The 5,246-nt window shown below is 63.2% G+C and carries 6 protein-coding genes; 4 read left to right on the forward strand and 2 right to left on the reverse strand.

Going from position 1 to position 5,246, the window contains the following annotated elements:
- The 3 genes from HX846_RS12750 to HX846_RS12760 form a co-directional block, all read left to right on the forward strand.
- On the forward strand, window positions 1-1,708 hold a 1,708-nt coding region (locus tag HX846_RS12750; protein ID WP_178965499.1), incomplete at its 5' end, for an FUSC family protein.
- A complete protein-coding gene (locus HX846_RS12755) occupies window positions 1,698-1,898 on the forward strand; it encodes a DUF1656 domain-containing protein (RefSeq protein WP_003216262.1) in 201 nt (66 codons plus the stop codon). The genes HX846_RS12750 and HX846_RS12755, both read left to right, overlap by 11 nt.
- A 10-nt stretch (window positions 1,899-1,908) precedes the next feature.
- The gene (locus HX846_RS12760) at window positions 1,909-2,769 is read left to right on the forward strand and encodes an HlyD family secretion protein (protein WP_087692839.1); all 861 of its coding nucleotides are present in this window, start codon (window positions 1,909-1,911) and stop codon (window positions 2,767-2,769) included.
- Window positions 2,770-2,871: 102 nt separating this feature from the next.
- Here the strand turns inward: HX846_RS12760 and HX846_RS12765 are convergent, their stop codons facing one another.
- Entirely contained in the window at window positions 2,872-3,270 is a 399-nt protein-coding gene (locus HX846_RS12765) for a hypothetical protein (RefSeq protein WP_008434185.1), read from the reverse strand.
- Window positions 3,267-4,457, reverse strand: a complete 1,191-nt coding sequence (locus HX846_RS12770) for an MFS transporter (RefSeq protein ID WP_087692838.1) — start codon at window positions 4,455-4,457, stop codon at window positions 3,267-3,269. Before HX846_RS12770 ends, HX846_RS12765 begins: the two co-directional genes overlap by 4 nt.
- 111 nt (window positions 4,458-4,568) lie before the next feature.
- Between HX846_RS12770 and HX846_RS12775 the strand changes: the two genes are divergently transcribed.
- Window positions 4,569-5,246 (forward strand): LysR family transcriptional regulator (locus HX846_RS12775; RefSeq protein WP_178965500.1); only part of this gene is annotated, 678 nt, incomplete at its 3' end.

The following is a 5,246-nucleotide window of genomic DNA, read 5'->3' on the forward strand; positions in this document are numbered from 1 at the left end:
GCGAGTCCTGGAAATCTCGTTGGGGATTGTCTGCTCCACGCTGGTCAGCGCCGCGATCCTGCCGCAAACCGCCAGCGCTGCGATGCGCAACGCCCTGTACCAGAGCTTCGGTGTGTTCTCGCTGTTCGTCACCGACGGCCTGCGCGGTCGCAGCGAGCGCGAAGGCTTTGAACGCAGCAACGTGCGCTTTATCGCCGAAGCCGTGGGCCTGGAAGGGCTGCGCAGCATCACCGTGTTCGAAGACCCGCACATGCGTCGGCGCAATGGCCGGCTGACGCGCTTGAACAGCGAGTTCATGGGCATCACCACGCGCTTCAACGCCTTGCACCAATTGCTCGAGCGCCTGCGCAGCCAGGAGGCCGATCACGTGGTGGCTGCGATCAAGCCGGGCCTGCAAGACCTGGCGGAACTGCTCGACGGTTTTTCCGGCCGTGCGCTCACCAGCCCCGATGCGGCGCGCCTGGCCAATCAGTTGAACGCCTACAAGGAAGGCCTGCCCGCCAAGGTGCGCAGCCTGCGCACCCGCTTCCAGGAAAGCGCCCCCAGCGACGCCGAACTGTTGGACTTTCACACCGCCTATGAGCTGCTGTACCGCTTCGTCGACGACTTGCACAACTACGCCCAGACCCACGCCTCCCTGGCGGATCACAGCCACGAGCGCGAACACTGGGACGAACCCTACACCCCGAAAACCAACTGGCTGGCCTGCGCCGCCTCGGGGATTCGCGCCTCGTTTATCCTGATCGTGCTCGGCAGTTACTGGGTGGCCACGGCCTGGCCCAGTGGCGCGACCATGACCCTGATCGCCGCGGCGACGGTGGGTTTGTCGGCCGCCACCCCCAACCCCAAGCGCATGGCCTTTCAAATGGCTTGCGGCACCTTGATCGGGGCGCTGGTGGGCTTTGTCGAAATGTTCTTCGTGTTTCCCTGGATCGACGGTTTCCCGTTGCTGTGCGTGATGCTCGCGCCGGTGATCATCTTCGGTTCGTTCCTGGCTTCGCGCCCGCAGTACGCAGGAGTCGGCGTCGGGTTGCTGATCTTCTTCAGCACCGGCTCGGTGCCGGACAACCTCACGATCTACAACCCCTATACCTTCATCAACGACTACATCGCCATGGTCATCGGCATGCTGGTGTGTGCGGCGGCGGGCGCGATCATCCTGCCGCCCAACAGCCGCTGGTTGTGGCGTCGGCTGGAGCAGGACTTGCGCGAGCAAGTGGTGTTCGCCATCAGCGGCAAACTCAAGGGCCTGGCGTCGGGTTTCGAAAGCCGCACCCGCGACCTGCTGCACCAGGCCTACGGCTTTGCCGCCGGGCAACCCCAGGTGCAACGCAACCTGCTGCGCTGGATGTTCGTGGTGCTGGAAGTCGGCCACGCGATCATCGAGTTGCGCAAGGAACAGGCGATCCTGCCGGTGCACCCGGCGTATGCCGAGTCCCAGCCGTGGCGCCAGGCGATCCGGGTGATGGGCCGTTCGTTGGTGCGGCTGTTCCTGCAACCCAGCGCCAGCAACTTGGAGCGCAGCCTGGTCGCCGTGGACCACGCCATCAGCCGGGTGCAGGCCACCGACGAACCCTTCGCCCCGCACTTCGACACCTCGGCCCTGCGCCGGGTGAAAAGCTACCTGCACTTTATCCGCACCTCATTGCTGGACCCGCAATCACCCCTGGCTGCCCTCAAGCCCGAAGGACCCGCCCATGCCTCGTGAAATCGCCTTCCATGGCGTCTACATGCCCACCATGACCCTGATGTTTCTGATCGCGGCGGGCCTGGCCTGGGCCCTCGACCGGTTTCTGGCCGGCTTTGACCTGTACCGTTTTTTCTGGCACCCGGCGCTGCTGCGCCTGAGCCTGTTCGCTTGCTTGTTCGGCGCCCTGGCGCTGACCGTCTACCGTTGAGAATGCCCCGATGAAAAAGTTTTTCAGCCTGCTCGCGACCTTGCTGGTACTGGCCCTGGCGATCTGGATTGGCCGCACGTTGTGGGTGCACTACATGGAAACTCCCTGGACCCGCGATGGCCGGGTGCGCGCCGACATCATCAACGTCGCCGCCGACGTCACCGGCGAAGTGGTCAACGTTCCGGTGCGTGACAACCAGTTGGTGAAAAAGGGTGACCTGCTGATGCAGATCGACCCTGAGCATTACCAGATTGCGGTCAAGCAGGCGCAATCCCTGGTGGCTTCCCGCAAGGCCACCTGGGAGATGCGCAAGGTCAACGCCCACCGCCGCGCCGACCTCGACGCCCTGGTGATCTCCAAGGAAAACCGCGACGACGCCAGTAACATCGCCGACTCGGCCCTGGCCGACTACCAACATGCCCTGGCCCAGCTTGAAGCGGCGCAACTGAACCTCAAGCGCACCCAGGTGGTGGCGGCGGTCGACGGCTACGTCACCAACCTCAACGTGCACCGTGGCGACTACGCGCGTATTGGCGAGGCGAAGATGGCGGTGGTGGATATGAACTCGTTCTGGGTGTACGGCTTCTTTGAAGAAACCAAGCTGCCCCACGTCAAAGTCGGGGACAAGGCCGACATGCAGTTGATGAGCGGCGAAACCCTCAAGGGGCACGTGGAAAGCATTTCGCGCGGCATCTACGACCGGGACAACCCGGAGAGCCGCGAGTTGATCGCCGATGTGAACCCGACGTTCAACTGGGTGCGCCTGGCCCAGCGGGTGCCGGTGCGGATTCATATCGATGAAGTGCCGGAAGGTGTGCTGTTGGCGGCGGGGATCACCTGCACCGTGATCGTCAACCAAACACAGAACTGAATGTGGGAGCGGGCTTGCTCGCGAAGGCAGTGTGTCAGTCAACGAAAATATCGACTGATCCACCGCATTCGCGAGCAAGCCCGCTCCCACATTTTTACCGTGTCAGGCCTGTAGAAACGTCTCGTGCAAATGGCGCCACAGCAGGGCGCCACTGGCCTGCTTTTCAAACACCACGGTCGATCGCCGATCGGTTTGGGCACCGCTGCCATCCACCTGCTGCTCGCGATAACTCACCGTCGCGCCACGGGCATGTCGGTCAATCCCGGCAAACTCGCTGAGGCTGATCCTGAACCCGGGCCGCTTGCCGCCAGCCTGGCTGAACAGCTGGTTGAGCAGTGCAAAATCCAGTTGTTTGCCCGCCGGGGTGATCATGGAAAAGTCCGGCGAAAAACGCCTCAGCAAAACCTCCAGTGTTCCCTCGGGGGCTGTGCCGGCAAACCATTGCTCGATCTCGACATGGGCCTGGATCACTTCATCAAAAAAATCGCGGTAGTCAATCATCGTGTGGGCTCGCTGGCAGGGTGAAGCAGTGTCCGTACCTTGGACGCATCCAGGCACAGTACGGCAAATAATGGAAACAGGGTCAACGCCGCGGCAATCGCGAAGGTGACGGTGAACGAGTCCAGCGCAGCCAGCACCCCACTGAGCACGGCGGCACCGAGGCAAAAACTCAATTGCCGATTGATGTTCCACAAGGCGCTGGCATGCCCCATGCGCTCGGCCGGAATGTCGAGAAAGGCCAGGGTTTGCGCGGTGCTGCTGCACAGGCTGCCACCCAGGCCCATCAGGAGGTAGGCGAGCACCACGACAACCGGGTGCGGCTCGATCAGCAACAGGATGCCGAGGGCTTGCAGCAGCATGCCCGCCAGCAGCAGCGGCCTCGGCCCGCAGCGATTGAACAGTTTTTTGCTCAAGGCAATCGCCAGCCCCGAGGCCAGCGCCCACGGCAGCATCAGCGCGCCGATGAGGCTGGCGGTAAAGCCGAGGCCGTGCAGATAAAGAATCGCCACCAGGCTGGTGCCGATAAACACGCCCGGGATGAACAGGTAAACCAGCATCGCGACCCGCAGCATCGGGCGGCGAGCCTGGCCCAATACGTGACCGAGCTCCAGCGCCGGGCGTGTGGACGCGGGCGTGTCTGCCACCAGCCAGCGCAAGGTCAGCATCACGGTGATCAGCGCCAGCGGCAGGTTGGCGAAAAAGATCCAGCGCCACGACACGCTGTCCACCACCAGGCCGCCCAATGCTGGCGACAACGCCGGAATCAGCAGCGCCACCAGCATGACCCTGGCTGTCAGTTGGCTGCGTTCTGCCGGCGGAAAATGCCGATAGGCCAAGGCTTGCCCCACCGGAATCAACAAGCCGCCACCCAAGCCCTGCAACAGGCGCCAGCCGATCAGCGCTTCAATCGAGGCGGCCTGGCCCACCAGCACCGAGGCTACGCCGAACAGCAACAGGCTGACGGCAATCAACCGGCGCTCACCCAACAGCGCCGCCAGCCAAACACTCAGGGGAATGACGACGGTCAGGCCGAGCATGTAGGCGTTGCCGATCCATGCCAGTTGCGTGACCGAGGCGTGCAACTCGCGGGCGATGTCCGGGTAAGCGATGGTGGCGACAAACATGTTCACCAGGTCGAGGGCGAAGCCCAGTAGAAAGATCCAGGTGACTTTCGAGCGGTAGGTCATTGCGCAGTTCCTGCTGTGGATGGCGGCAGGGTAGGCGGGTGCGGGCACTTGGGAAACAGCGGTTTGACTGTTAGTTTGTCAAAAATATTTTGACAAAGGAGCGCGTGGCATATGGTCAGCCTGGATCGTTTCGACACCTTCAAGGCCGTGGTCGAGGCCGGATCGTTGACGGCAGCCGCTGATGTCCTCGGGCAGACGCGAGCGGTGGTGAGCTTCAACCTCAAGCGCCTGGAAGCCGAGCTGGGCGTGACCCTGCTGACCCGCAGTACTCGGCAACTGGCACTGACCGATGCGGGCGAACGCTTTTACCTGCGCTGCACGCGCATGCTGGAAGAAGCGCGCCTGGCGGTGGAAGAGGCCCGTTCGGAGCACAGCCAGCTCAAGGGCACATTGCGGATCACCACCACCGTCGAATACGGATTGGCGGTGGTGGTGCCGGCAGTGGAAACCTTTCGCGGCCTGCACCCGGAATTGAACATCCAGTTATCCACCTCCTCCAGCCACGCCGACCTGATCTCCGAGCGCTTCGATGTGGCTATTCGATTGGGGCGGATGCTCGACTCCAATCATCGGGCGGTGCAGCTGTCGAGCTACGAAATCCTCGCCGTGGCTGCACCGGGGTTTGCCGGGGTCGCCACGCTGGAAGAGCTGGAGCAACTGCCCAAGCTGGGGCACGGGCGGCTGACGGAGTTGACGGTGCTCGACCCGGCCGGCCATGAGCACCTGTACCGTCCAGGCCCCGGCAAGGCTTCACTGGTTGCCGACAGTGCCGCCATTCTCCAGGCGTTT

It is taken from the genome of Pseudomonas sp. K5002 (assembly GCF_013386655.1).
In the GTDB taxonomy this organism is placed as follows: domain Bacteria; phylum Pseudomonadota; class Gammaproteobacteria; order Pseudomonadales; family Pseudomonadaceae; genus Aquipseudomonas.

Excerpts from the sequence above, each read along its gene's own strand:
- HX846_RS12755 (WP_003216262.1), top strand. The coding sequence starts at position 1,698 with ATGCCTCGTGAAATCGCCTTCCATGGCGTCTACATGCCCACCATGACC.
- HX846_RS12760 (WP_087692839.1), top strand. The coding sequence starts at position 1,909 with ATGAAAAAGTTTTTCAGCCTGCTCGCGACCTTGCTGGTACTGGCCCTG.
- HX846_RS12765 (WP_008434185.1), bottom strand. The coding sequence starts at position 3,270 with ATGATTGACTACCGCGATTTTTTTGATGAAGTGATCCAGGCCCATGTC.
- HX846_RS12770 (WP_087692838.1), bottom strand. The coding sequence starts at position 4,457 with ATGACCTACCGCTCGAAAGTCACCTGGATCTTTCTACTGGGCTTCGCC.